This window comes from Halosimplex marinum, assembly GCF_051414075.1.
Taxonomy (GTDB): domain Archaea; phylum Halobacteriota; class Halobacteria; order Halobacteriales; family Haloarculaceae; genus Halosimplex; species Halosimplex marinum.
On record NZ_JBLKNY010000002.1, the window covers coordinates 127,261 to 147,680 of the forward strand.

Consider the following 20,420-nt stretch of genomic DNA (forward strand, 5'->3'; position numbering starts at 1 on the left):
GCGCGGCTTCTCCGAGCTACCGCAGCGCGGCGACCAGCAACAGGAGTCCCGCGACGACGACGGCGAGCGCGAAGGGGACAGTCGTCACGTCGGTGATCGCGGCGTTCGCGGCGATCCGGTGGACGACCGCGGCGAGGGCGGCGGCGCCGACGCCGACCGCGAGCGTCGCGGCGAGGTGGACCGATTCCGGGGCGAGCGTGTCGGCGGCGCTCCCGACCTCCCGGCCGAGGGCGGCGCCGTACTCGCCGGCGTCCCAGACGACGAAGCTGGCGACGAGACCGCCGAGGACGAGCCCCGGGCCGGCACCCGCGCCGACCGCGAAGGCGGCGGCGGCGAACGTGCCGACGGCCGCGAGCGCCGGGCCGGGCGCCGACTCCGGGAGGGCGCCGACGCTGGCGACCAGCGCGAGCGCGACCGACAGGAACGCCGTCATCCCGACGAGGACGGCCGCGAGCGTCGCGACGACCGGGAGCGACCCGTAGAACTCGACGACCGCGCCCGACTGGCGGGCGAAGACCGTCTCGAACCCGCCCGGGAGCGCCCCGGCGACGAACGACAGCGTCGGTTCCAGGACGACCCCGTGGAGCGCGACGGCGAGCGCGACGACCGCGCCGCCGCCGACGAACGGCGTGAGCGCGACGACGGCGTCGGTCGCGTCCGCGCGCACCAGGCGGCCGAGTAGCCAGGTCACCGCGGCGGTCCCGCCGGCGACGAGGACTGTCGCGAGCAGCAACGCGCGCAACCCGTGGCTCGCAGTCACCGCCGCGAGGAGGCCGTAGACGCCCGGAGAGACCAGAAGCCGCAGTTCTGCCGGCGGAACGAGGGCCTCGACGAGCGTCACCGGGAGGGCGAAGGCGGTGACGACGAGCGTCCGGCGAGCTGCGCGGACGACCGATTCGGCGGCCGCCTCGACGCGGTCGTCCGTTCGCGGCGTCGACAGCTCCGAGACGGGCAGCGCGTCGACGCCGCGTGCGACCGACAGCGACGCCGCCGCGACGAGGACAGCGAACGCGAGCAGGTGCGTCCGCCCGGGGACCGGCGCGACGACGGCGCCGACGATACCGCCGACGCGCTCCGCGAGCGGTGCGAACACCGGCGCCTCGCTCGCCCCGCCGAGGCGGCTCACCAGCGCGGTCAGGAGCATGGCCGCGGCGACCAGCAGCGGGACGACGAACGTCTTGACCGCGAGCTTCGCGTAGGCTCGCACCGTCTCCGGGCGGAGGCGGGCGGTGACGGTCGCGAACCCGCCGAGCAGGGCGAGCGTCCCGCCGAGGACGACGGCGGTCGCGCTGGCGACCCGCAGGCCGCGGGGCCGGATCTGCGACACCTCCCGCACCGGGTAGGCGGCGGCGAGCAGGTCGAGGAACGCGTACCCCACCGCGAAGGCGAAGCTCGCGCCCACGCCGAGGGCAAGAACGCCCGCCGCAACGGTCGCCGCGCCCCGCCAGTGCTCGCGGTCGACCAGCCACAGGCTCGCCGCGAACGCCGCCGCGTGCGCGACCGCGACGGTCACCGACAGCGCCGGCCCGACGCTCGCCATCAGCGCGACGGCCGCCGCCAGCGCGACGACGAGGACGACGGCCGCGCTCGCCCTCGTCGGCCGGCCGTTCGACGCGCCAGCGTGAGTCGACGCGTCCGACGCCGCCTTCGCGGTCGGTGCGTCCGCCGATGGCGCGGTCGGCGTGTCCGCCGACGCCGCGGTCCCGTCGCCGGCCGACCCGTCGCGAGCCCGCGTGTCAGCCATGGGATCCCCCCTGCAACCGCGACAGTGCGGTCGCCAGCGCCGCCTCGATCGGCTCGTCGCGGTCCCAGTCGACGGCGGTCGCGCCGGCCGCCGACACGTCCGCCAGCCGCACGTCGCGCTCGTGGCCCGCGACCCGCCCGCCCAGCGACGCCTCGCTCGCCGCACCCGGGCTGAGGAGCGTCACCGGGTACTCGCGGCGGCGCAGGCGGCGGACGAACGAGACCGGCCAGTCGTCGACCAGCGGCGTCACGACGACGACCCGCGCCCTCGCCGGGAACTGCGAGAGCAGGGCGTCGACGGCGTCGGCCCCGCCGTCGGGCGTGGCCCGTTCCTGCGACTCGACCCCTTGCCGTCCCGTGGTCGCCTCCTCGTCCGCGGCCGGCCCGACACCGATCGACCCCGCCTCACCCTCCGAGACGGCGGGCCCGGGGTCCGACGACACTACCCCGGGTCCCCCACTGCCGGCCTCCGGGCCGTCGGCGACGCGCTGGACGGCGTCGAACAGCGACCGGGCGAGCGCGGTGGCGTCGTCGGCCCCGCCGTCGACCCAGGGGACCGTCCCCGCCCCGGTCGGCACCGACGGATCGGTCCCGTCGACGCCGAACGCGGCGACGCTCGTCGTCACGTCCCCGTCGACCAGCGTCTCGTAGATCCGCTCGGCGGCGTACCCGCTCAGCGAGGCGGCCGTGGGCGCGCCGGCGCGGGGCCGGACGCGCCCGACCGGCCGCGCGTCGACGACGAGGACGACCCGGACCGCCCGCTCCTCCCGGTAGGACACCGTCGAGAGGTCGCCCGTCTTCGCGAAGCGGCGCCAGTCGATGCGGCTGATCGAGTCGCCCGGCCGGTACTCCCGCGTCGAGTGGAACTCCAGGCCCTCGCCGCCGCTGTCGGTCGGGTGCGTGCCCGTCCGCAGCGGGGTCGTCGACCCGACCGGCGCCGCCGACACCGGGTCGAGCGACGACAGCTCCCGCTCGCCCGCCGCCGGGACGGTCTCGGTGACGACCCGGCCCGCGCCCGGCGACCGCAGGCGCACGACCGGGTCCGCGAACGCGAACTCCCCCCGCTTGGCCACCACGTCGTAGGCGACCGTCGCCGACTCGCCCGGCCGGAGGACGAACGAGCCCCGGGGCGAGCCGTCGACGACCGCCAGGTCGTCCGGCACGCCGTCGATAGCGCGCAGGTCCGTCAGCGTCGCCCCGGAGACGTTCTCGACGGTGAGCCGGACCGTCACCCGTTCGCCGGGCGGCGGCGTCGCATCCGCGAGCGACCGTTCGACCCTGACTGCGGCGTCCGCCGGCACCGACGAGACGGCACCGTAGACGACGTACGAGAGCGGGACCGCCGTCGCCGCGAGCAGGAGCGGCGACGCGTACAGCAGCCCGAGCGCGACGAGCGCGCCCGCCGCGACGGCGCCCACCCGCCAGCGGTAGACGCGCTCGCGGCTCACGAGTCTTCGCCCCCGGCGGCCTCGTCCGCGCTCGCCCCCTGTCGGTCGCTCGTTTCCGGGTCGGCGAGGTCGTCCAGCGCCGCGACCGTCCGTCGGATCCGGCGCTCGCGCTCGCGCTCGGGGTCGACCCAGAGGCGGAGCCGCGACCAGAGCGTCGACACGGGGCCACTCTCGCCGGCGAGAAACGCCGCGGCGGTGCGGTCGTCGGTCCACTCGCCGGCCGCGACCGCGCGGTCGGCCGCCTCGCTATCGTACCCCTCGCGGGCGAGCCGCGCGACGGCGAGCCGCCGCAGGCGGTCCCGGACCGTCCCGATCGCCCGGTCGTTGCCACCGACAGCCCGCTCGATCGCCTCGTCGAACTCGCTCGCCGCCAGCGTCGCCTCGGCGGCGGTCGCGTTCTCGGGCTGCTCGGCGAGGAGCGCCGCGAACCGCCGGCTCGCCGCCGGGTCGCCGACCACGCGGGACTCGCGGGAGGCGACCGCCGCCCGCAACAGCGAGAGCCCGACCGCGACGCTCCCCGCGACGAACAGGTCCCGGGGCCCGACCGCGGCGGCCGCGCCGACGAGCGTCGCGAGCGGTTCGGTCTCGGCCACCGCCGACGGGGCCGCGACCGCGAGCGCCCCCAGTACCGTCGCGAGGACGCCGAGCCCGCCGAGCACTGCGCGCAGCGTCTTCCCCATCAGTTCCCTCCCGACCCCTGGTTCGGGTTGGCACCGGAGCTACTGTCTGGACCGGTTCCGGTCCGTCCGTCGGTTGGCGCGTCGCCGGTTCCCTCGCTGTCGGTGTCGAGCGCCGACTCGATGCGTTCGATGGCCGCCTCGACGGCCGGGACCGACTCGTCGGGCGACCGGGGGCCGTACTCGACGGCCCGGAACTCGTCGCGCAGCGTCGCGACCGGCTCCCGGGGGAGACCGTCGGCCGTCACGGCGTGGTCGGCCAGCTGGCCCGGCGTCTTCGTCCACGGCCGCCGGACGGAGACGTGCCCGAGGAACCGCCCCCACGCCTCCCGGATCGTCAGGTGGGCGTCGTCCGCAGTTTCGCCCTCCGCGTCAGTCGTCGACTCGCCGCCGGCCGCGGTCGCCCCGGGCGCGCCGCGCCGGGCCCGCCGCGCCCGGGCCGCGATCCAGGCGCGCAGGGCCGCCAGCAGTTCCGCGGGCGAGCGCTCGCCCGCGACCAGCGCGCGGAGACTCGCGAGCGTCAGCCGAATACGGGTCGCCGCCGCGACGGCACCGCCGACGAACGCCCGGACCGCCCACCGAGCGAGTCCGCCGAGCGCCCGTGCGAGCCGCCGCGGGACCGCTCGCGGGTCGAACGACCGCCGGGCGGCGCCGACCGCCGCGGCCCCCACCAGCGCGAGCGTCCCGACCGCGAGACCGACCGCGTTGACCAGCGGGTTCGCGACCGTCGTCGTCGCGGTCTGTCCGCTCGCCGCGACGGTCACCGACGCGGACGACTCGAAGGGGAGCGCGGCCGCGAACGTGCCGTCGACGCCGGTCGACCCGACGCGCTCGCCGCCGACGCGGACCGGGGCGTCGGCGACCGACTCGTTGCCGAGTTCGGCCGTCACCTCGACGGGCGTGCCTGCGACCGGGAGCGGCCAGAGCGGGTCCGCCGCGACCGTCAGCGCGCCGAGTTCCAGCGTCCGGTTGCCCGCCACGGGGTCGCGGACGGCTCGCAGGGTGACGTTGCCCGGCTCGGCCGGGAGCGGGACGCTCGCCCGGCCGTCGGCGTCCGTCCGCGCGACCGGGTCGCCGGCGACCGTCACGGTCGCGTTCGGGAGCGCCACGCCGTCGACCGTCGCCGTCACGAGCACCGTCTCGCCCGTGCGCACGTCGCCGGAGACCGACAGCGTCGCGTCCGTCACCACGTCGAACGACCGCGACGTGTCGTTGGCCGCCCCCCGGCGCGACGCGCTGGTCGATTCCCGGCGCGAAGCGTCGTTCGACTCCCGGCCCGAGGCGTTGTCCGCTACCGCGTTCGACACGGCCGTCGCCTTCCGGTCGGCGAACCACCCGCTCGCGGACGCCGAGGGCGCCGCCGGCTCGTCCAGCGCCGCCGGTCCGCTGGCCCGAACGTCCGACCCCGTCGTCGTCCCGCCGGAGACGGTGACCGTCAGGTTCTCGGCGAACGGGACGCGGCCCGCGACCGTCCCGTCCCGGTCGGTCCAGCCGACCAGTTCCCCGTTGAACGCGACCGCCGCGCCTTCGACCGGCTGAGCGCCCGCCTCGACTGTCACCTCGACGACGGTCCCGGGGACGGCGCTGCGGTTGAGCGACACGTCGTAGGCGCTCTCCGGCGAGTCTCCGGACCCGCCCGGCGTCGGCGTCTCCCTCGGCTCGGACGGAGTCGCGGGATCCGGCGGCGGGGTCTCCCCCGGTTCGGTCCCTGCGCCCGGTGGGGCCGGCGGTCGCGTCACCGGCCCCTCCGCCGCGGGTTCGGCCGAGAATGTCTCGCCGGGACTACCCTCCTCCTGGGGCGCGTACTCGCCCGGCGCGTCGCTCTCCTCGTAGGCCGACTGCTCGGCGCGGAGCCGCTCGGCGCCCGGCGTCGGGTCGAAGCGGACCCAGCCCACGTCCTCGAAGTACACCTCGACCCACGCGTGGGCGTTCATCGCCCGCACCTGGAACGTGTTCGCGCCGACCTGCCGGCCCGTCGAGTAGCCGACGACGTACCGCGCCGGGATCTCCTGGGAACGCAGCATCGTCACCATCGCCGTCGCGAAGTACTCGCAGTAGCCCGCCTCCATCTCCGTGATGAACTCCCGGGCGACGTTGTCGCCCGACGGCCGCGAGACGTTCAGCGAGTACTCCTTGTTGGTCTCCAGCCACTCCTCGATCCGCGTCGCCGTCTCGTAGGGGTTCTCGGCCCCCTCCGTGACGTTGTTCGTGAACGGCCGCAGCGACACCGCCGCGCTCGGCGGCAGCCGCGTGTACCGCCGCTCGATATCGTCGGGATAGTCCCGCCCGGTCGCCCGGAGAACCTCGGGATCCCGCGGCGGCGTCCGGCTCACCCCGACGTAGCTGGCCCCCGCCGACAGCCGGTCGTCGGCCCGGGCCAACCCGCCCTCGGTGAGCGAGACGCCCTCGGCCCGTTCCAGATCGGTCGGCCGCCACACCGTCGGCGCCGCGCTCGCCGCCTGGACGAGTTCGACGCGGTACCGGGTCTCCTCTCCTTCGACCGGCGCCGTCGCGTCGCTCGGCCCGGAACGGGACCACCCGCTCCCCGTGTAGGTGTCGTACGCCCCCGTCCGCCAGTAGTTCGACTCCTGGCTCCGCACCCGGAAGTGGACCTCCGTGTCCTGCGAGCGGAACGGACTCGCTCCGCTCTCCCCGATCGGCCCGCCCACGGACGTGCTGTTGCCGACGTTCAGCGCGCCGAACCCGCTCCCGCCGGGGGCCCCGCCCGCCCCGCCTCCGCTGTCGCCCGACCGTTCGTCCGCGCCGGGCGGCAACGGGATCAGCGACTCGGCGGGCGCGCCGTCCAGCCCGACCGAGGCGGCCGCCGGGACCAGCGCCGTCGCCAGCACCGCCGCGACGACGCAGACGGCCGCGAGCGTCACGACCCCGTACTCGCGGGACGGGCCCGGACCGCCGAACTCGAAGCGCTCGTCGGCGTCGCTCATCGGTCAGCCCCGGCGGGGAGGGCGGGCGGAAACGGTCCACTCCGGGCGATGCATTCACCGTTGGGTAGGGTGCCGGAAACAAATACTTCGTGGTCACACGTTCGCCTCGGGGTGACTCCGCCGGTTTCCCGCGACCGCCGCGGGACGCGCAAGGGCTATGTGTCCCGCCGAGAGAAGGGCGGCCATGATAGACGGCTCCACCTGCCCCGAGTGCAGCGGGCACGTCAGCACGACCGACGGCACGACCTACGTCTGCGACGACTGCGGCGCCGAGTTCGACTCCGCCGACCTCTTTCTCCCCTGACCCCGTCAGCGAACCGACCGGTCGGTCCGGCTTTCGAAATCCTTTTTTCTCCCCTCCCCGCACTCGGAGATACGCCCGACTGCGAGCCGCCTTAGCTCAGACTGGGAGAGCACTCGACTGAAGATCGAGCTGTCCCCGGTTCAAATCCGGGAGGCGGCATCCCGTTTCTACTCGGACAACATTCGGCAGACAGCAATACCTTACGGCGATTATCTGCCTGAGAGTCCGATTAGATTTGACCATGATTCCACTCGCGCCCCGACGCCTTCAGGCGCTTCGATCATATTTGACGCGGGGGACCCTTGTAGTTACTCGTGCCTCGTACTCGGTGTAGTTGATTCTCGGAACTGCCCTGCAAGGAGGTTCTGGTCTCCTCTAAATTCTCACTCTCCCCTTAGCAGCTCATACCCGCCGTGAGACTGGCTTGATAGACCAAGTAAGGGGAATCATTGGATTTCATTAGTGCCGATCATATCGGAGTCTACGCGCTCTTGCGAGTACTGTGCCTCAGCGAAATGTGTCTTCTCAGTCTCGTTTGGGTGGTTCTGAATTTACGATGTCGATTATCAAGATTATCTGTCGCGCGAGGTCTTTTCCTGTCCATTTGGATTCAACCCGAGTGATCTGCGCACCTTTTGCATCTTCTTTCCTAACCGTAAGGAGCAGTCATGACAGACTTGAGTACGATTCATGTCTGAGTTTGGATTGTTCTGCATTCCGATTCTCCTACTGTGGGCTACATTGAATGAGCCCGCGAAACACGTAGAGGCGGATTTGGGAGAGCCGGTCGATATTCCCAATTTGGTAAATATCTTACCTAGTCACCTAAAATTGCTACATCATAGCAAATCATACGCCTCAAGCACCCTGGCAGTATCAGTCCCATTCATTATGCAGTAATAGCCCGCATTTGCTACTTCCGCCTGTTCTTTAATGTGCTTAATCAGTCGATCCTCGAACTTCCCATTGAACTGAACTATAAACAAATCTGCGGGTGATTCAAAAAGTCGTTGTACCTGGTCACCTCGTTTACCTGCATCACTCACATACATCTCACCGCTAACACTTGGGCCCTTAAGCATGAAAGCAGTATCAACGCGGTCGTCATTCAGTCTGACCTCAGAAGTGAACAGGTCGTTTTGTTCCCCTCCCCAATCAGCTTGAGTAAATGGTTCATTAATGATCTCCCGTAGCCGATTTTTTACTTCTTCCTCAGATATCTCTAGGCGGTCATCAATTTCTAAATCAGATGCTTCAACCTCTGCTGCATCTGAAAATGAGTCGATATCCTCGATGTATATCTGACGGGGGTCCCCCTTAGTAGAGGTTTCAGTCAACCCCTCTATATCTGAGAAAACTAATTCCAGAAATCGGCTCCGATCTTCAACCTGATTGAACCGGAAGAACCCGGTTGCATGGCTCGAAACTTCCTTTTTAAATCTATCTTGGCGTATATTTGTTGAATCTCCTTCTGTAACGGTTTTGGCTGCAATAGTTGAAAAATCGTCATAGTCCTGATAACCTTCTTTATTTATCCGTTCTAAAATTGTTCCCCTTACCGACTTGAAATATTCGTCATTCGTCATTCCAACCGTCAGGGGTCACTTTCTGGTCCAGTCGAAGAGTCTCGTGCAGTTCATCCTTCTGATATATGATCCCATCGTCATAATCTTTCTTCCATACTAAACTATGATCAGATAAGGTACTAATTTTTCGGGAGACTGTTGCATTAGATGTACCTACTTCATCCGCTATCTCCTGTTGAGTCCGCTCTCCGTTCACAGCCAAGTATACTTTACAGAGCATTTCGTCATCTCGGAATACATCAGCGATAGCTTCCATCACGTCAGCATCCCCTCTCACCATCATATCCAACTTTTTATCGATGTTCTCCACGTGCCATTTGAGACGCTTAACGTCCCTCTGAGTCTCATTGCTTTCAGTCATTGATTTTTCCCTCGTTGCGCAACTTGCTAATCTTGTTTCTCACAGTGCTTGCACTAATTCCGAGAAATTCACCGATCTCAGCGGAATTGTAGTCGGCTCGGTAGAGGAGCAACACAGCTTCTTTATCCTGCTTATCCTGGATTAAATTCAGTGCGAGCAGCTTCTCGACCCGCTCCAACTGGTCAACTTCCATACTCATAGGTAACCACTAATGGTGCTCCGGTCACGGTCGAGGATTTCACCAATTTCGCCGTGGGTGAAGTCAAACTGATCAAGGAATGCTGCTTTTTCTTCTGTCGAAGAGATCTGCTCTTCCAACGTCAGGCAAACGAGGGCTTTAAGCAGTTCATTTTGCTCTCGAAGCAAGTCTTCATCAGCCATGTGTCTGACAGAGGTAAGAGAACAATACTTTATTAATCTAGTTATCTTTCAACATACCAAGTGATTCTGCTGCACGTAGTAATCCAGTTTTCCTATACTCTGCACCTCTTTTCTCCCCACGCTTATTGATTAGATTCTTATCTTCGAGTTCATAGCGGTGTTCTCGAACGGTTGTATTCCCTACGTCCAGTTCATCAGAAACCTCAGAGGTCGAGATAGGCCTCCATTCCGAATAGTGTAGCATATCCAAAATATGCCGCTGGATATTCGATAAATCTGTAGTCAATTCCTCCAACTCTTCCCCTTTGTCCATTGCCAATAGAGTCCTAATCGTTTTCAGTTCCTTTAGTACCTCTTCGTCCGTCATCCGTCAATCACTCCCTCGTTGTCTAGGTCAGAGAGGGAAGACCGGATACTCGCCTCAGTCGTGTAAACAATTTCAGCCATTTCCGAATTATCAAACCCCATCTGATACAGCATTCGAATCTTCTCCTTGTTTGTCGCGCCATCATCGAATTGGCTCTCTACTTCAAGTTTTAGCCACTTCAATCGATTATCGATACTTTCGAGAAGTTCTTTGGTTTCTTCACTCATTATTCGTAATCGGTGAGTTCAGCTTCTTCTTGAGGCTTCTCCTCAGTCCTTCTATTCTCGTTTTCCTCTTGTTCTTCTGATTCAGTTTTCCGAGGTTCAGGAATTTCTATGCCGGCCTCTTCCAGGCTGATAATATGCTGGTATTGGTCATTCGACCCATTTCTCTCAATTAACCCCATATTCGACCATTCTTCTTGGCGATCTCGAACCCACCCACGCGAATATGATATCTTTTCAGCGATGGCACGCCTACCATTGTTACCATTGGTGAAGTGGAATGTAATTCGCAGGTCGCGTTGTCTTTCCTCATCTTCATCGCTGAGAGCATCTTCTAACACAGGTTTGGATTGCTGCAATCCGATTACTTTCACCCACTGTCGGATATCCTTTAGGACATCAATGATGTCATCATCAGGCATCATCAACTGCCTCCTCCCAGAATAAGTGCTGGACAATGGGATGACCTAGAACAGGAAGTGTGCGCTGATAGCCTTCATCAGTTTCTTCTACCAATCCAAATTCCTGCAGTTCAGCTATAGCATTTGAAACCGTTCCCGTTGATACGCCAGCTTCTTCAGCCATCTGTTTGCGAAGTTTGCCCTCCTCAACGACCATCAGGACTCTCAGGTAATTCTCGCTGGTTAATAGCGAGTTAATCTTCTCAAAAAGTTCTTCGTGAGTATCTAAGGCCAACAACAGTGATTGTTCTGAGGTGTCAGGCATTACACCTAACTTTGACCAAGTCCTTATTAATATTATCCTAGACCTAACTTCGGTTACTGATTAGGTGACTGGATTTCTATCCAAAAAGAGGAGTTAAGTTGTAATGGATTAAATATTTTCGAGATATCCACGCCGCTGCTCAACTTTCATCGCCTCATTGCGCTTATCATAGTGCTTGTCGAGTACGTCCTGCCCCACATTCATCCTGTCAGAGACCACCTTCTCGGGCACGTCCTCGGTCAGAAAGTGGGTGATTGAGCCTCGCCGAATATCATGGGGCGAGACGTTAATCGGGCACTTGCTGTATCCACCATATTTCGATAATGACGTGCGGGCGAGACGCGTGCTGGAACTTCCGTTGATATTCGAGAAGCGCCTGGGCTTGATCGGTATCGAGGATGCTCTCGCTCTGCTCGTCAGTATTCTTGAGGTCGGGCATCAGCGCCTCGAACTTCTCGTGAAGGTCCGGCTCAACCGCGTCGATGGATCCGCACCAACGAATGAAGATCCGGAGCGCGTCGAGTTGCCCCTCAAGCGAGATGGGTTTGAGATTTCCGTCGTCCCTCCGCCAGGTCTTGAATCGCTGTAGATCCCGACCGGAGAGGTCGTTCATGTTCTCGATCCCCTCGACGTTCTCGCACCACCGGATGAAGTGCTTGAGTCGATAGTGGTAGCCATCGAGGGTCGACTGCGATACTTCTCGCTTCCGTGCTTCGAGGTACATCTCCTTCGCCTCAGCAGGCGAGATGGGTTCGAGTTCGTTCGTCATGGGTTCTCTCACTGAAGCCCCCATGAGCGTCGGACGAGCTGTCCCCGTCCCCGTGAGCGCAACGAGCGGGGAGTCGAGAGACAAGCGCAACGAAGTCTCTCGGAAGTTCAAATCCGGGAGGCGGCATCCCCCTTTTCGGAACTTCGACGGCGAGACGCGGCCACTGTTCCGCGCCCGTTCGGAGGGGCGATGGATGCAACGCTCGTCCGGTTGCGCGACGTACGGAAAACGGAACCGCCGACTCAGGCGGTCGCTTCGAGGCAGGTCTCGTGGACGGTTTCGTCGTCCTCGTTAGGGACGCGGATCTGGCCGGCGACGATGGGCTCGCTGCAGGCCGCACAGCGGAGGTGACCGTCCTCGTCCGCGGTCGCGCTCCCGGCGTCGTCGGTCAGCCCGTCGATGTCGAGTTCGTCGCCGACCTGTTCGAGGCCGTCGTCGCTCGTCGCGCTGTAGCCGAGCGCGACGGCACCGAGCCCGGCGAGGGCGCCGCGGAGTCGCTTCCCCTTGCGGAGCGACCAGAGGGCGGCCGCACCCAGGCCGGCGGCGAGGAGTGCGCGCGCGATACGACCGTTGCCGTCGTCCGACTGCGTCGGGTCCATACGCGCCACAACGCACTCCGTCCCCTTGTACCCGTCTGTCCCGTGTCCCGGCGCGGCGGTAGTCGGGACCTGTGCGGCCGGCCGGCGGCCGGAATCCAACATAATCGAACATCCAATTTATGTGGACACCGGCCGATATCGGGGTCCGAGGCGATAGAATGCACAAGCCACTGCTGGTGACGGACTTCCTCGACCGCGCGCGGCGCCACTACGGCGACGACGAGGCGGTCGTGGCGACGACCGGGAAACGGTTCACCTACGACGAGCTGGGCGAGCGAGTCGACCGCTTCTCGGCGGCGCTGGCCGAGCGGGGCATCGGGAAGGGCGACCGCGTCGCGGTGCTGGACCCGAACACTCACTACCACCTCGAAGCCGCCTACGGGGCGATGCAACTGGGCGCGGTCCACACGCCGCTGAACTACCGGCTGACCCCCGACGACTTCGCGTACATCCTGAGCGACGCGGAGGTCGACGCCATCTACGCCGACCGCGAGTACGCCGGGAAGATCGAACCGATCCGCGACGAGGTGCCGACGGAGACGTTCGTGACGAACGGCGCCGACGTGGTCGACGGCAACTGGGAGGACTTCGACGCGCTCCTCGACGCCGCCGACGGCGAAGTCGACCGCCCGGAGATGGACGAGGACGACGTGATCACGATCAACTACACCTCGGGGACGACGGGCGACCCGAAGGGCGTGATGCGAACCCACCGCACCGAGACGCTGCACGCCTACCTGGTCTCGGTCCACCAGGAGATCCGCGACGACGACACGTACCTGTGGACGCTGCCGATGTTCCACGTCAACGGCTGGGGCCACATCTACGCGATCACGGGGCTGGGCGCGACCCACGTCTGTACCCGCGGTGTCGATGCCGAACGGATATTCGACGCCGTCGCCGCCGAGGACGTATCGTATCTCTGCTGTGCCCCGACGGTCCTCAACCGGTTGATCGACCACTACGAGGCGGAAGACCCGGCGACGACGGGCGAGGCCGACGTGCGGGTCGCGACCGCCGGCAGCGCGCCGCCGGAGGCGACCATCCGCACCGTCGAGGAGGAGTTCGGCTGGTACCTCAAGCACGTCTACGGCGCGACCGAGACCGGTCCCCTCATCACCACCTCCGACGCCCGCCGGCACTTCGACGACGACAGCTCCGACCGGTTCGCCGTCAAGAAGCGCCAGGGCATCGGCTACCTCGGCACGGAGGTCCGCGTCGTCGACGAGGACGGCGAGGACGTGCCCCGCGACGACGAGACCATCGGCGAGGTCGTCGTCCGCGGCAATCAGGTGATGGAGGGCTACTGGAACAAGCCGGAAGTCACGGAGGCGGCCTTCTCCGAGCGGGCCGAGGGGTACTACCACACCGGCGACCTGGCGACCGTCGACGAGGACGGCGCCATCGCCATCCAGGACCGCAAGAAGGACATCATCGTCTCCGGCGGGGAGAACATCTCCTCGATCGAGCTGGAGGACGCGCTGTTCGAACACGGCGCCGTCTCGGACGTGGCCGTGATCCCGGCCCCGAGCGACGAGTGGGGCGAGAAGCCCAAGGCGTTCGTCGTCCCCGACGGGGAGCCCGACGACCCCGGCGCGCTCGAAGACGAACTGGCCTCGTTCACCCGCGAGCGCCTGGCGAGCTACAAGGTCGTTCGCGCCGTCGAGTTCGTCGACGACCTCCCGACGACCGCGACCGGGAAGGTCCAGAAGTACGAACTGCGCGCACAGGAGTGGGACGACGAGGACCGCATGGTGGGCGAGGGGTAGGACCGCGCGGTCGACGGAGGGTGACCCCGGGGGCGCCCGACCCCCCGCACCCTCACAGGAAGCCGGAGACGATCAGGTAGAGCCCGAAGGCGATCACGAGGCCGCCCCCGATCTTCGTCAGCGCGACGTTCCAGGCGGCGGGTTCGACCTCGTGAGCGGGCGTCGTGCTCCCGATGGCGTCCAACTGCTCGCTGAACCGGGATATCCCGTAGGCGTACCGGACCATGACCGCTCCGACGGCGACCACGACCAGGCCGACGAGGGTCGACCCGAAGGCGGAGTTCCCCGAGCGTTCGGACTCCGGGTCCTCGAACCCGGAATCCGGTCCCTCGTCGGGGAAGTTCGGGAGCGGGTCCTCCGTCGGCGTGGGGGTGTCGTCGCCGCCGACGACCGGCGGCTCGGCCGTCGGCGTCAGCCGGTCACCGACGCCGACCGCGATCCCGTCGAGGAACGCCCGGCCGTCGAGACGGACGCGCCACTCGGTTTCGGGGACCGAGTCGAACGTCGCGTCCCATTCCCCGTCCCACGGCTGTCCTGGATCCCAGACGGCGACGCGCACCTCGCCGCCGGCGGTCCGAGCGACCGCGAACTCGAAGAACCGGCCCGAGGGGAGCGTGACGCTCCGGGACCGATTCCCGACGGCGACGACCGCCTCCGTCGAGAAGTCGGGGCCGCGGTTCTCGATGGCGACCGCCGGAGCGTCGCCGTCCGTCGCGGTCGTGGTCGAATCAGCTGTCCCGCTCCGGGCGGTCGTCGCGGCCCGGTCCGTCGTCACGGTTGAGTCGGCCGTCGCGGTAACCGCCGAACGCGTCGCGGTCGGGGACGGTCCGGCCGTCCCGGTGTCGGTCGCGGCGGTCGTCACCGATGTCCCCGCGGGCGTTCCCGCGGCGGTCGTCGCGTCGGTCTCCGTGCCGGCCGCGGTCGACTCGCCGCCCGCGTCGACCAGGCGGAGCGACCCGTTCGCCCCGAGGTCGAGCGTGCCGGCGACGACGCCGCCGGACCCGTCGACGGTCGCCGCCGACAGCGTCGCGCGCTCGCCGCCCGCAACGAACAGCGAGCAGTCGCCGCCGGCGCCGACCGGAGCGACCCGCCCGCCGGTCCATCGGTCGAGCGACTCGGTCGAGAGGCCGTCGGTGAACGTCGCCGACCAGTCGGGCGCCAGGTCGGGCGGGTCGTAGTCGGCGTCGAAACACTCGGCCTGCGTCGCGGTCGCCGACTGTGGCGACGCGCCGTCCGTCGCAGCCGTCGCCGCTGTCGGGAGGCTGGTCGCCGCGACGGTCGCCGCGGCGGCGACCGCGAGGAGACAGACGACGCCGTATCGGGCGTGTTCCCGGGATGGAGGGCTGAGCACGCGGGCGAGTAATCGTCTCGAACACTTACTGGCTTCGGACGGACGACCGGCGGAGCGCCCGGCCACGGAGGTGTTCCTGCGCCGGGCGTAAGTCGCTCCTACCGGACGCGACGCCCGCGCGGCGGGGATCGGGTGGTCGCGGTCCGCGATGGTAAGCCACCGGTACCGAACCCGCGTGACCGCCGCGGTGAAACGGCCGAAACCGCCGGAAGTAAGCGGCCAATTGCTATCGGCGTTCCCCGCCAAGTCCGGGCGACAATGGCCGCACAGCCGAACGTCGTCGTCGTCGTCGCCGACACCACGCGAGTCGACGACGCCTACGACTCGCAGGTCGCGCCGACGCTCGCAGAGCTCGCCACCTCGGGGACCCGCGCCACGCAGGCCGTCTCGGCGGCCCCGTGGACGCTCCCCTCCCACGCCTCGCTGCTGACCGGGGCGCCGCCCTCGGCACACGGCGCCCACGCCGACCACGAGCGACTGGACGACCGCCTGCCCGTCCTGCCCGAACCGTTCCGCGCGGCGGGCTACGAGACCGTCTGCGTCTCCAACAACACCTGGCTCAGCGCCGAGTCGGGCTTCGACCGCGGCTTCGACGAGTTCCGACAGATGTGGCAACTCGTCCAGTCCGACAACGCCCTCTCCGAGCTCGTCGACGAGACGGAGGAGAGTCGCGCCCGCCTCGTCGCGCGGAAGCTCTTCGACGGCAACCCCCTCGTCAACGCCGCCAACACGCTCTACCGGCAGTTCGTCCGCGACCGCTCCGACGACGGCGCCGAGCGGTCGACGAGCTGGATCGCCGACTGGCTGACCGACCGGTCGAGCGACGACCCGTTCTTCCTGCTGGTCAACTACCTCGAACCGCACCTGGAGTACCGCCCGCCACGCGAGACGACCGAGCGCCACCTCCCCGGGGACGCCACTTACGAGGAGGCGATGGAGGTGCCCCAGGAGCCGTGGGAGTTCCTCGCTGGCGATCTGGACCTCTCGGAGCGGGACCTCGCCCTCCTCCGGGCGCTCTACCGGGGCGAGATCACCTACTTCGACGAGCAACTGGCCGCGCTCCGGACCGCCCTGAAGGCCGCCGGCGAGTGGGAGGACACGGTCCTGGTCGTCACCGCCGACCACGGCGAGAACGTCGGCGACCACGGCCTGATGGACCACCAGTACTGCCTCTACGACACGCTCGTTCGCGTGCCGCTGGTCCTCCACGGCGGCGCGTTCACCGGCGGGTCGGACCTGGAGGACCTCGTGAGCCTGATGGACCTGCCGCCGACGCTGCTCGACGCCGCGGGCATCGAGGCCCCCGACGTTCGCGAGCGGTTCCACGGCACCTCCTTCCACCCCGACGCCGGGACCCCGTCACGTGAGTTCGTCGTCAGCGAGTACGTGGCGCCGCAGCCGTCGATGGCCGCGCTCGAACGCAACCTCGGTCGAGTCCCCGACGACCTCCGGACGTACGACCGGTCGCTGCGGGCCATCAGGACCGACGAGCACAAGCTGGTCCGCGGCTCGGACGGCTCCGAGCGGCTGTACGACCTCGAGGCCGACCCCGGCGAGACGACCGACGTGGCCGAGTCCCACCCGGCGGTCGTCGCCGACCTGACCGACGCGCTCGACGACTGGCTGGACTCCGTCGAGACGGCCGGCGAGCGCGGGTCGGTCTCCATCGGCGCCGAGCGCAAGGCGCGGCTCGAACAGCTGGGGTACCTCCAGTGAGCGACCGCGGGAGCGCTCCGCGGAGCGCAGCCCCGGCACAACCCATACCCGTCCGCGGGCACTACTCGGGGCCGCGATGAGACTCTCCACGAAGATCCTCGTGGCCGGCGCGCTCGTGTTCGTCCTCCCCGTCCCCGGGACGTTCGTCCTGGGCGGGCTGATCCTGCTGGCCGGCGTCGCGGCGCGGGTGTTCGACCTGTGAGCGATGAGGCGGTCGGTTCACCCGCCGCGAAAACGCCCCGGCACTACAGCGTGCCGTAGCGGTCCCACACCTCGTAGACGCTGTCGCCGTCGCGGATGTCCGAACGGACGTTGTTCTCCTGCTCCAGTTCCTCCTCGCCGCGTTCCAGCACCTCGTCGACGATGTCGGGGTCGATGACGGCGATGGACTGGTAGTCGGCGAATATCACGTCGCCCGGCGCGATGGTCACGTCGTGGACCTCGACGGGCACGTCCCACTCGCGGAAACTGACGCGGCCGAACGACTCGATGGCGCTGTGACCGTCCGACCAGACGGGGAACTCGTGTTCCTCGATCATCGTCGAGTCGCGGGTCGGCCCGTCGATGAGCGCGCCGGTCGCGCCGTTCTCCTGGACGATGGTGCTCAGGAGTTCGCCCCACAGCCCGACCTCGGTGTCCTTCGGCGCGGCCATGACGACGAAGTCGCCCTCGTCGGTCGCTTCGAGGTACTGGAAGAAGTCGATGTCCTCGGCGTCGCGGTCGTCCTCGACGGCCTCGTCTTCGCCGTCGTCGCCGTCCTCGGGGTCCCACTCACCCTCGGCGTAGCCGATATCGACGCGCTGGGCCGTGTGAGCGGTCCCGACGGTCGGCTCCTTCGACCAGACCGGGCGGATGCGGGTGCCGGGGATGACGTTGTCGTCGATGCCCATCTCGTCGGTGATGTCGTTGATCAGGGCGCTGTGGAGATTCTCCAGGCGGTCGCGCTTCTCGGGTGTGAGCGTCATCTGGGTTCCCTCGTGGGGACTCGATACGCGGGAAAAAGGGTGTCCCTAGCGGCAGACTGGGCCGGGGTAACAGGTGGCTCGGGCCGCGGCCGGCGCCCGCAACCGGTCCAGCGGCCGCTCCCCCTACGCTCAGAGCTCGGTCAGCACCTCGTCGGCGAACTGGCCGAGGACCGCCCGAACGTCCCGGTCGGGGTCGGTCTGTCGGACGTTGACCATCACGTGGTCGACCCCCGCGTCCCGCAGGTCCCGGACGTGGTCGCGGAGCCAGTCCGTCCCGGCGGCGTACCCCTGGTGGATGCGCTCCGGGCCGGCCGACGGATCCTCGGCGAGGGCGACGTGTAGCACCTGGACGTACGGTTTCTCGCCCGCCACCGAACGCCACTCGTCGACCTGCTCGGCCACGTCCTCGGCAGTCCGCTGGTAGTAGACCCACCCGTCGCCGTGTTCGCCGATCCACTCCGGGGACTGGCCGGCGTGGCCGGTCACCAGCAACGGCAGCGTCTCGGTCGTCGGCTTCGGCAAGAGATCCATCGACCCGTCGAGCGTTCCGAAGGGGGTGTCGATCTCGGGGTACTCCTCGGCCCAGACCGTCCGGAGCGTCCGGACGCTCTCCCGAAAGAGCTCGCCGGCGTCGTCCTCGTCGACGCCGAAGGCGGGGTACTCCGGCGGCCGGTCGCCGCTCGCGACGCCGAGGACGAGCCGCCCCTCGGACAGCCGGTCGACCGACGCCGCGGCCTTGGCGACGTGGAGGGGGTGGCGCAGCGGGAGGACGATGCTGCCGGTCGCCAGCGCCACGTCGTCGGTGTTCGCGGCGATGTGCGAGAGGAACACCCAGGGGTCGTAGACCTGGCCGGCGTCGTCGAACTTCGGCCAGAACAGCGGCACGTCGCGGAACCACAGCGCGTCGAAGCCCAGTTCCTCGGCGTGGGCCGCGAGGTCGGTCTGCTCGCCCAGCGGCGGGACCGGCCCGTCGGCGGTCGTGATCGGGAAGAACAGCCCGACGGAGAAGTCGTCGTCGAACATCCGGCGGTACCCGCGGTTCGCGTGGTCGGTCATCGGTCGCCCGTTGGGCCGACCCCGTGGAGAACCTCCCGGTCTCGCCCTGCGAGCGACACGCGACCCCCTGTCGATGCCGGCCGGTCGCACTTCCCCGGCCCTCCCCGAACGCCCGTGTGACCCGCACCGAGAAACGGACCGGCGCCGAACCGACCGGCTCGTGGTCGATACCGATTGCCGTCGCGCTCGCGGTCGTCGCGTCGCTCGCGTGGGCCGGGGTCGCCGCCGCCGGGCCCGCGAGTTCCGGCGGGGCGCCCGCGAGCGACACCGACCCGGACGCGAACAGCGTCGGCTCGGACGCGAACGGCATCGATCCGGACGCGAGCGTCCTCACCCCTCGGCCCGGCAACGGGAGCGACGCCGCCCCGTCGAACGGGACAACGGTGACCCGGCCGAACGAGACGGGGGTCGTCGACCTCGACGTGACGCGGGTCCGAAGGTGCGGCGACCGCTGTCGCCGGGTGACGGCAAACGTCACGAACACCGGCAACGAGACGATCCGGAACGTCACCGCAGAGACGCGGATCTTCGCGGCCGACAGCCGGATCTGGACCCGGGACCACCGCTTCGGGAACCTCTCGACGAACGCGTCGGCCGAGCGGACCGCCAGGATCGAGCTGTCGCTCGGTGAGCTGTTCCGCGTCGTCCGCAACGACGGCCGGGTCCGCATCGAGACGGCGGTCCGCTGGGGCGGCGGGAACGCGACGTTCACCGAGCGGCGGCGCGTGCTCGACTGAGACGGTCGGTCCGCGCTTCCCCGCCGCGACGGTACCCGCTGCTTACCGTGGCGGCGGCGCCCGGATCGCGACCGAGATCCGGCCTGTAGTCGGATAAGACCGGGTTATCCCCGCGGGGTCCGCGCGCGCCCGGAAAACGGAGTCGGTCCTATTTCCGGCGGCCGGCCGGACCTCCGTCGCCGGGTTCGCGCCCGGCGATCCGCATGCATCACACTCACCAGCACGACTCCGACCGGCAGACGCACGACCGCCAGCAGCGGCGGGGCGAGCACCGCCGCGGCGCCGAGAACGCCGACCAGTACCGACAGACCGGCCAGCCGACCGAGACAGGGGGCGGTTCGCAGGGCACACGCCAGCACCGGCAGGGCGGGAACCGCCAGCAGGCCGGCGGCCAGCAGCGCGAACAGGTGGGCCGCCACTTCGGCGGCGGGGACGCCCAGCGCGTCGACTGGGGGGCGACCGACCGGGAGCGCCGCGCCGACCGCGACCGCCGCCAGCGGAGCACCAGCCGGACACAACACCCCCAGGGCGGCGCGGAGAGCGACTACGTCCAGCCGCCCCAGCGCGAGCGCTCCGAACACCAGCGAGAGCGCGGCGCGATGTCGCCGGAGCGGCGACCGCGAGCTGGTGGCCAGCCCCAGGGTGGTCAGCAGTCCCGACAGCACACCGGCCAGCAGTCACGGCAACACTCCGGTC

General features: G+C 67.8%; 21 protein-coding genes, 1 tRNA gene and 1 pseudogene. 6 read left to right on the top strand and 17 right to left on the bottom strand.

All coding sequences use genetic code 11. The features are described from left to right. Window positions 1-16 precede the first annotated feature (16 nt). The 4 genes from ACMGFI_RS00900 to ACMGFI_RS00915 are packed head-to-tail and all read right to left on the bottom strand — an operon-like array spanning window position 17 to window position 6,813. Window positions 17-1,744, bottom strand: coding sequence for a DUF7519 family protein (locus ACMGFI_RS00900; protein WP_436906702.1), 1,728 nt, complete (start codon window positions 1,742-1,744; stop codon window positions 17-19). Beyond that, window positions 1,737-3,191 carry a DUF58 domain-containing protein gene (locus ACMGFI_RS00905; protein ID WP_436906703.1) on the bottom strand — a complete coding sequence of 485 codons (1,455 nt, stop codon included), beginning with the start codon at window positions 3,189-3,191 and terminating at the stop codon, window positions 1,737-1,739. Before ACMGFI_RS00905 ends, ACMGFI_RS00900 begins: the two co-directional genes overlap by 8 nt. Next, on the bottom strand, window positions 3,188-3,871 hold the full coding sequence (locus tag ACMGFI_RS00910) for a DUF7269 family protein (RefSeq protein ID WP_436906704.1): 684 nt from the start codon (window positions 3,869-3,871) through the stop codon (window positions 3,188-3,190). Before ACMGFI_RS00910 ends, ACMGFI_RS00905 begins: the two co-directional genes overlap by 4 nt. Beyond that, complete coding sequence (locus ACMGFI_RS00915) at window positions 3,871-6,813, bottom strand: transglutaminaseTgpA domain-containing protein (RefSeq protein WP_436906705.1); 2,943 nt, start codon at window positions 6,811-6,813, stop codon at window positions 3,871-3,873. Before ACMGFI_RS00915 ends, ACMGFI_RS00910 begins: the two co-directional genes overlap by 1 nt. A gap of 389 nt (window positions 6,814-7,202) precedes the next feature. On the opposite strand from ACMGFI_RS00915, the gene ACMGFI_RS00920 reads away from it, so the two are divergent. Further along, a tRNA-Phe gene (locus tag ACMGFI_RS00920) sits at window positions 7,203-7,276 on the top strand. A 680-nt stretch (window positions 7,277-7,956) separates the two neighbouring features. On the opposite strand, the gene ACMGFI_RS00925 is transcribed toward ACMGFI_RS00920, so the two are convergent. The 10 genes and pseudogenes from ACMGFI_RS00925 to ACMGFI_RS00970 form a co-directional block, all read right to left on the bottom strand. Further along, on the bottom strand, window positions 7,957-8,703 hold the full coding sequence (locus ACMGFI_RS00925) for a hypothetical protein (RefSeq protein WP_436906706.1): 747 nt from the start codon (window positions 8,701-8,703) through the stop codon (window positions 7,957-7,959). Continuing rightward, window positions 8,693-9,064, bottom strand: a complete 372-nt coding sequence (locus ACMGFI_RS00930) for a DUF7343 domain-containing protein (protein ID WP_436906707.1) — start codon at window positions 9,062-9,064, stop codon at window positions 8,693-8,695. The genes ACMGFI_RS00925 and ACMGFI_RS00930 overlap by 11 nt, the downstream gene beginning before the upstream one ends. Then, window positions 9,057-9,257, bottom strand: a complete 201-nt coding sequence (locus ACMGFI_RS00935) for a sigma factor-like helix-turn-helix DNA-binding protein (RefSeq protein ID WP_436906708.1) — start codon at window positions 9,255-9,257, stop codon at window positions 9,057-9,059. Before ACMGFI_RS00935 ends, ACMGFI_RS00930 begins: the two co-directional genes overlap by 8 nt. 2 nt (window positions 9,258-9,259) lie before the next feature. Then, window positions 9,260-9,445 (bottom strand): hypothetical protein, encoded by a 186-nt coding sequence (locus ACMGFI_RS00940; RefSeq protein ID WP_436906709.1) that lies wholly within the window; start codon window positions 9,443-9,445, stop codon window positions 9,260-9,262. A 37-nt stretch (window positions 9,446-9,482) separates the two neighbouring features. Further along, window positions 9,483-9,812 carry a helix-turn-helix domain-containing protein gene (locus ACMGFI_RS00945; RefSeq protein WP_436906710.1) on the bottom strand — a complete coding sequence of 110 codons (330 nt, stop codon included), beginning with the start codon at window positions 9,810-9,812 and terminating at the stop codon, window positions 9,483-9,485. After that, on the bottom strand, window positions 9,809-10,039 hold the full coding sequence (locus ACMGFI_RS00950; RefSeq protein WP_436906711.1) for a hypothetical protein: 231 nt from the start codon (window positions 10,037-10,039) through the stop codon (window positions 9,809-9,811). Before ACMGFI_RS00950 ends, ACMGFI_RS00945 begins: the two co-directional genes overlap by 4 nt. Then, window positions 10,039-10,461: a hypothetical protein gene (locus ACMGFI_RS00955; RefSeq protein WP_436906712.1), complete on the bottom strand. Its 423-nt coding sequence runs from the start codon at window positions 10,459-10,461 to the stop codon at window positions 10,039-10,041. Before ACMGFI_RS00955 ends, ACMGFI_RS00950 begins: the two co-directional genes overlap by 1 nt. Next, window positions 10,451-10,762, bottom strand: a complete 312-nt coding sequence (locus ACMGFI_RS00960) for a MarR family transcriptional regulator (RefSeq protein WP_436906713.1) — start codon at window positions 10,760-10,762, stop codon at window positions 10,451-10,453. The genes ACMGFI_RS00955 and ACMGFI_RS00960 overlap by 11 nt, the downstream gene beginning before the upstream one ends. 108 nt (window positions 10,763-10,870) lie before the next feature. Further along, window positions 10,871-11,531: pseudogene (locus tag ACMGFI_RS00965) on the bottom strand (site-specific integrase). Window positions 11,532-11,773: 242 nt separating this feature from the next. Next, window positions 11,774-12,130, bottom strand: coding sequence for a YgaP family membrane protein (locus ACMGFI_RS00970; RefSeq protein WP_436906714.1), 357 nt, complete (start codon window positions 12,128-12,130; stop codon window positions 11,774-11,776). Window positions 12,131-12,288: 158 nt separating this feature from the next. Here ACMGFI_RS00970 and ACMGFI_RS00975 point away from each other — a divergent pair, with 158 nt between their 5' ends. Further along, window positions 12,289-13,899: a long-chain-fatty-acid--CoA ligase gene (locus ACMGFI_RS00975; RefSeq protein WP_436906716.1), complete on the top strand. Its 1,611-nt coding sequence runs from the start codon at window positions 12,289-12,291 to the stop codon at window positions 13,897-13,899. A 52-nt stretch (window positions 13,900-13,951) separates the two neighbouring features. On the opposite strand, the gene ACMGFI_RS00980 is transcribed toward ACMGFI_RS00975, so the two are convergent. Next, a complete protein-coding gene (locus tag ACMGFI_RS00980) occupies window positions 13,952-15,250 on the bottom strand; it encodes a DUF6199 family natural product biosynthesis protein (protein ID WP_436906717.1) in 1,299 nt (432 codons plus the stop codon). 258 nt (window positions 15,251-15,508) lie between these two features. On the opposite strand from ACMGFI_RS00980, the gene ACMGFI_RS00985 reads away from it, so the two are divergent. Continuing rightward, the gene (locus tag ACMGFI_RS00985; RefSeq protein ID WP_436906718.1) at window positions 15,509-16,966 is read left to right on the top strand and encodes a sulfatase family protein; all 1,458 of its coding nucleotides are present in this window, start codon (window positions 15,509-15,511) and stop codon (window positions 16,964-16,966) included. A 76-nt stretch (window positions 16,967-17,042) separates the two neighbouring features. Beyond that, window positions 17,043-17,168 (top strand): hypothetical protein, encoded by a 126-nt coding sequence (locus ACMGFI_RS00990; protein ID WP_436906719.1) that lies wholly within the window; start codon window positions 17,043-17,045, stop codon window positions 17,166-17,168. Window positions 17,169-17,211: 43 nt separating this feature from the next. On the opposite strand, the gene ACMGFI_RS00995 is transcribed toward ACMGFI_RS00990, so the two are convergent. Both ACMGFI_RS00995 and ACMGFI_RS01000 read right to left on the bottom strand, forming a co-directional pair. Next, a complete protein-coding gene (locus ACMGFI_RS00995) occupies window positions 17,212-17,931 on the bottom strand; it encodes an RraA family protein (protein WP_436906720.1) in 720 nt (239 codons plus the stop codon). A 129-nt stretch (window positions 17,932-18,060) separates the two neighbouring features. After that, on the bottom strand, window positions 18,061-18,987 hold the full coding sequence (locus tag ACMGFI_RS01000) for an LLM class oxidoreductase (RefSeq protein WP_436906721.1): 927 nt from the start codon (window positions 18,985-18,987) through the stop codon (window positions 18,061-18,063). A gap of 116 nt (window positions 18,988-19,103) precedes the next feature. On the opposite strand from ACMGFI_RS01000, the gene ACMGFI_RS01005 reads away from it, so the two are divergent. Further along, window positions 19,104-19,724, top strand: coding sequence for a hypothetical protein (locus ACMGFI_RS01005; RefSeq protein WP_436906722.1), 621 nt, complete (start codon window positions 19,104-19,106; stop codon window positions 19,722-19,724). 203 nt (window positions 19,725-19,927) lie between these two features. Beyond that, a partial coding sequence (locus ACMGFI_RS01010) for a hypothetical protein (RefSeq protein WP_436906723.1) occupies window positions 19,928-20,420 on the top strand: 493 nt, incomplete at its 3' end.

Coding starts and splice junctions, on each gene's coding strand:
- ACMGFI_RS00995 (WP_436906720.1), bottom strand. CDS start 17,931: ATGACGCTCACACCCGAGAAGCGCGACCGCCTGGAGAATCTCCACAGC.
- ACMGFI_RS00955 (WP_436906712.1), bottom strand. CDS start 10,461: ATGATGCCTGATGATGACATCATTGATGTCCTAAAGGATATCCGACAG.
- ACMGFI_RS00910 (WP_436906704.1), bottom strand. CDS start 3,871: ATGGGGAAGACGCTGCGCGCAGTGCTCGGCGGGCTCGGCGTCCTCGCG.
- ACMGFI_RS00985 (WP_436906718.1), top strand. CDS start 15,509: ATGGCCGCACAGCCGAACGTCGTCGTCGTCGTCGCCGACACCACGCGA.
- ACMGFI_RS00930 (WP_436906707.1), bottom strand. CDS start 9,064: ATGACTGAAAGCAATGAGACTCAGAGGGACGTTAAGCGTCTCAAATGG.
- ACMGFI_RS00970 (WP_436906714.1), bottom strand. CDS start 12,130: ATGGACCCGACGCAGTCGGACGACGGCAACGGTCGTATCGCGCGCGCA.
- ACMGFI_RS00960 (WP_436906713.1), bottom strand. CDS start 10,762: ATGCCTGACACCTCAGAACAATCACTGTTGTTGGCCTTAGATACTCAC.
- ACMGFI_RS00935 (WP_436906708.1), bottom strand. CDS start 9,257: ATGGAAGTTGACCAGTTGGAGCGGGTCGAGAAGCTGCTCGCACTGAAT.
- ACMGFI_RS00975 (WP_436906716.1), top strand. CDS start 12,289: ATGCACAAGCCACTGCTGGTGACGGACTTCCTCGACCGCGCGCGGCGC.
- ACMGFI_RS00950 (WP_436906711.1), bottom strand. CDS start 10,039: ATGAGTGAAGAAACCAAAGAACTTCTCGAAAGTATCGATAATCGATTG.
- ACMGFI_RS00940 (WP_436906709.1), bottom strand. CDS start 9,445: ATGGCTGATGAAGACTTGCTTCGAGAGCAAAATGAACTGCTTAAAGCC.
- ACMGFI_RS00990 (WP_436906719.1), top strand. CDS start 17,043: ATGAGACTCTCCACGAAGATCCTCGTGGCCGGCGCGCTCGTGTTCGTC.
- ACMGFI_RS00945 (WP_436906710.1), bottom strand. CDS start 9,812: ATGACGGACGAAGAGGTACTAAAGGAACTGAAAACGATTAGGACTCTA.
- ACMGFI_RS00915 (WP_436906705.1), bottom strand. CDS start 6,813: ATGAGCGACGCCGACGAGCGCTTCGAGTTCGGCGGTCCGGGCCCGTCC.
- ACMGFI_RS00900 (WP_436906702.1), bottom strand. CDS start 1,744: ATGGCTGACACGCGGGCTCGCGACGGGTCGGCCGGCGACGGGACCGCG.
- ACMGFI_RS01000 (WP_436906721.1), bottom strand. CDS start 18,987: ATGACCGACCACGCGAACCGCGGGTACCGCCGGATGTTCGACGACGAC.
- ACMGFI_RS00925 (WP_436906706.1), bottom strand. CDS start 8,703: ATGACGAATGACGAATATTTCAAGTCGGTAAGGGGAACAATTTTAGAA.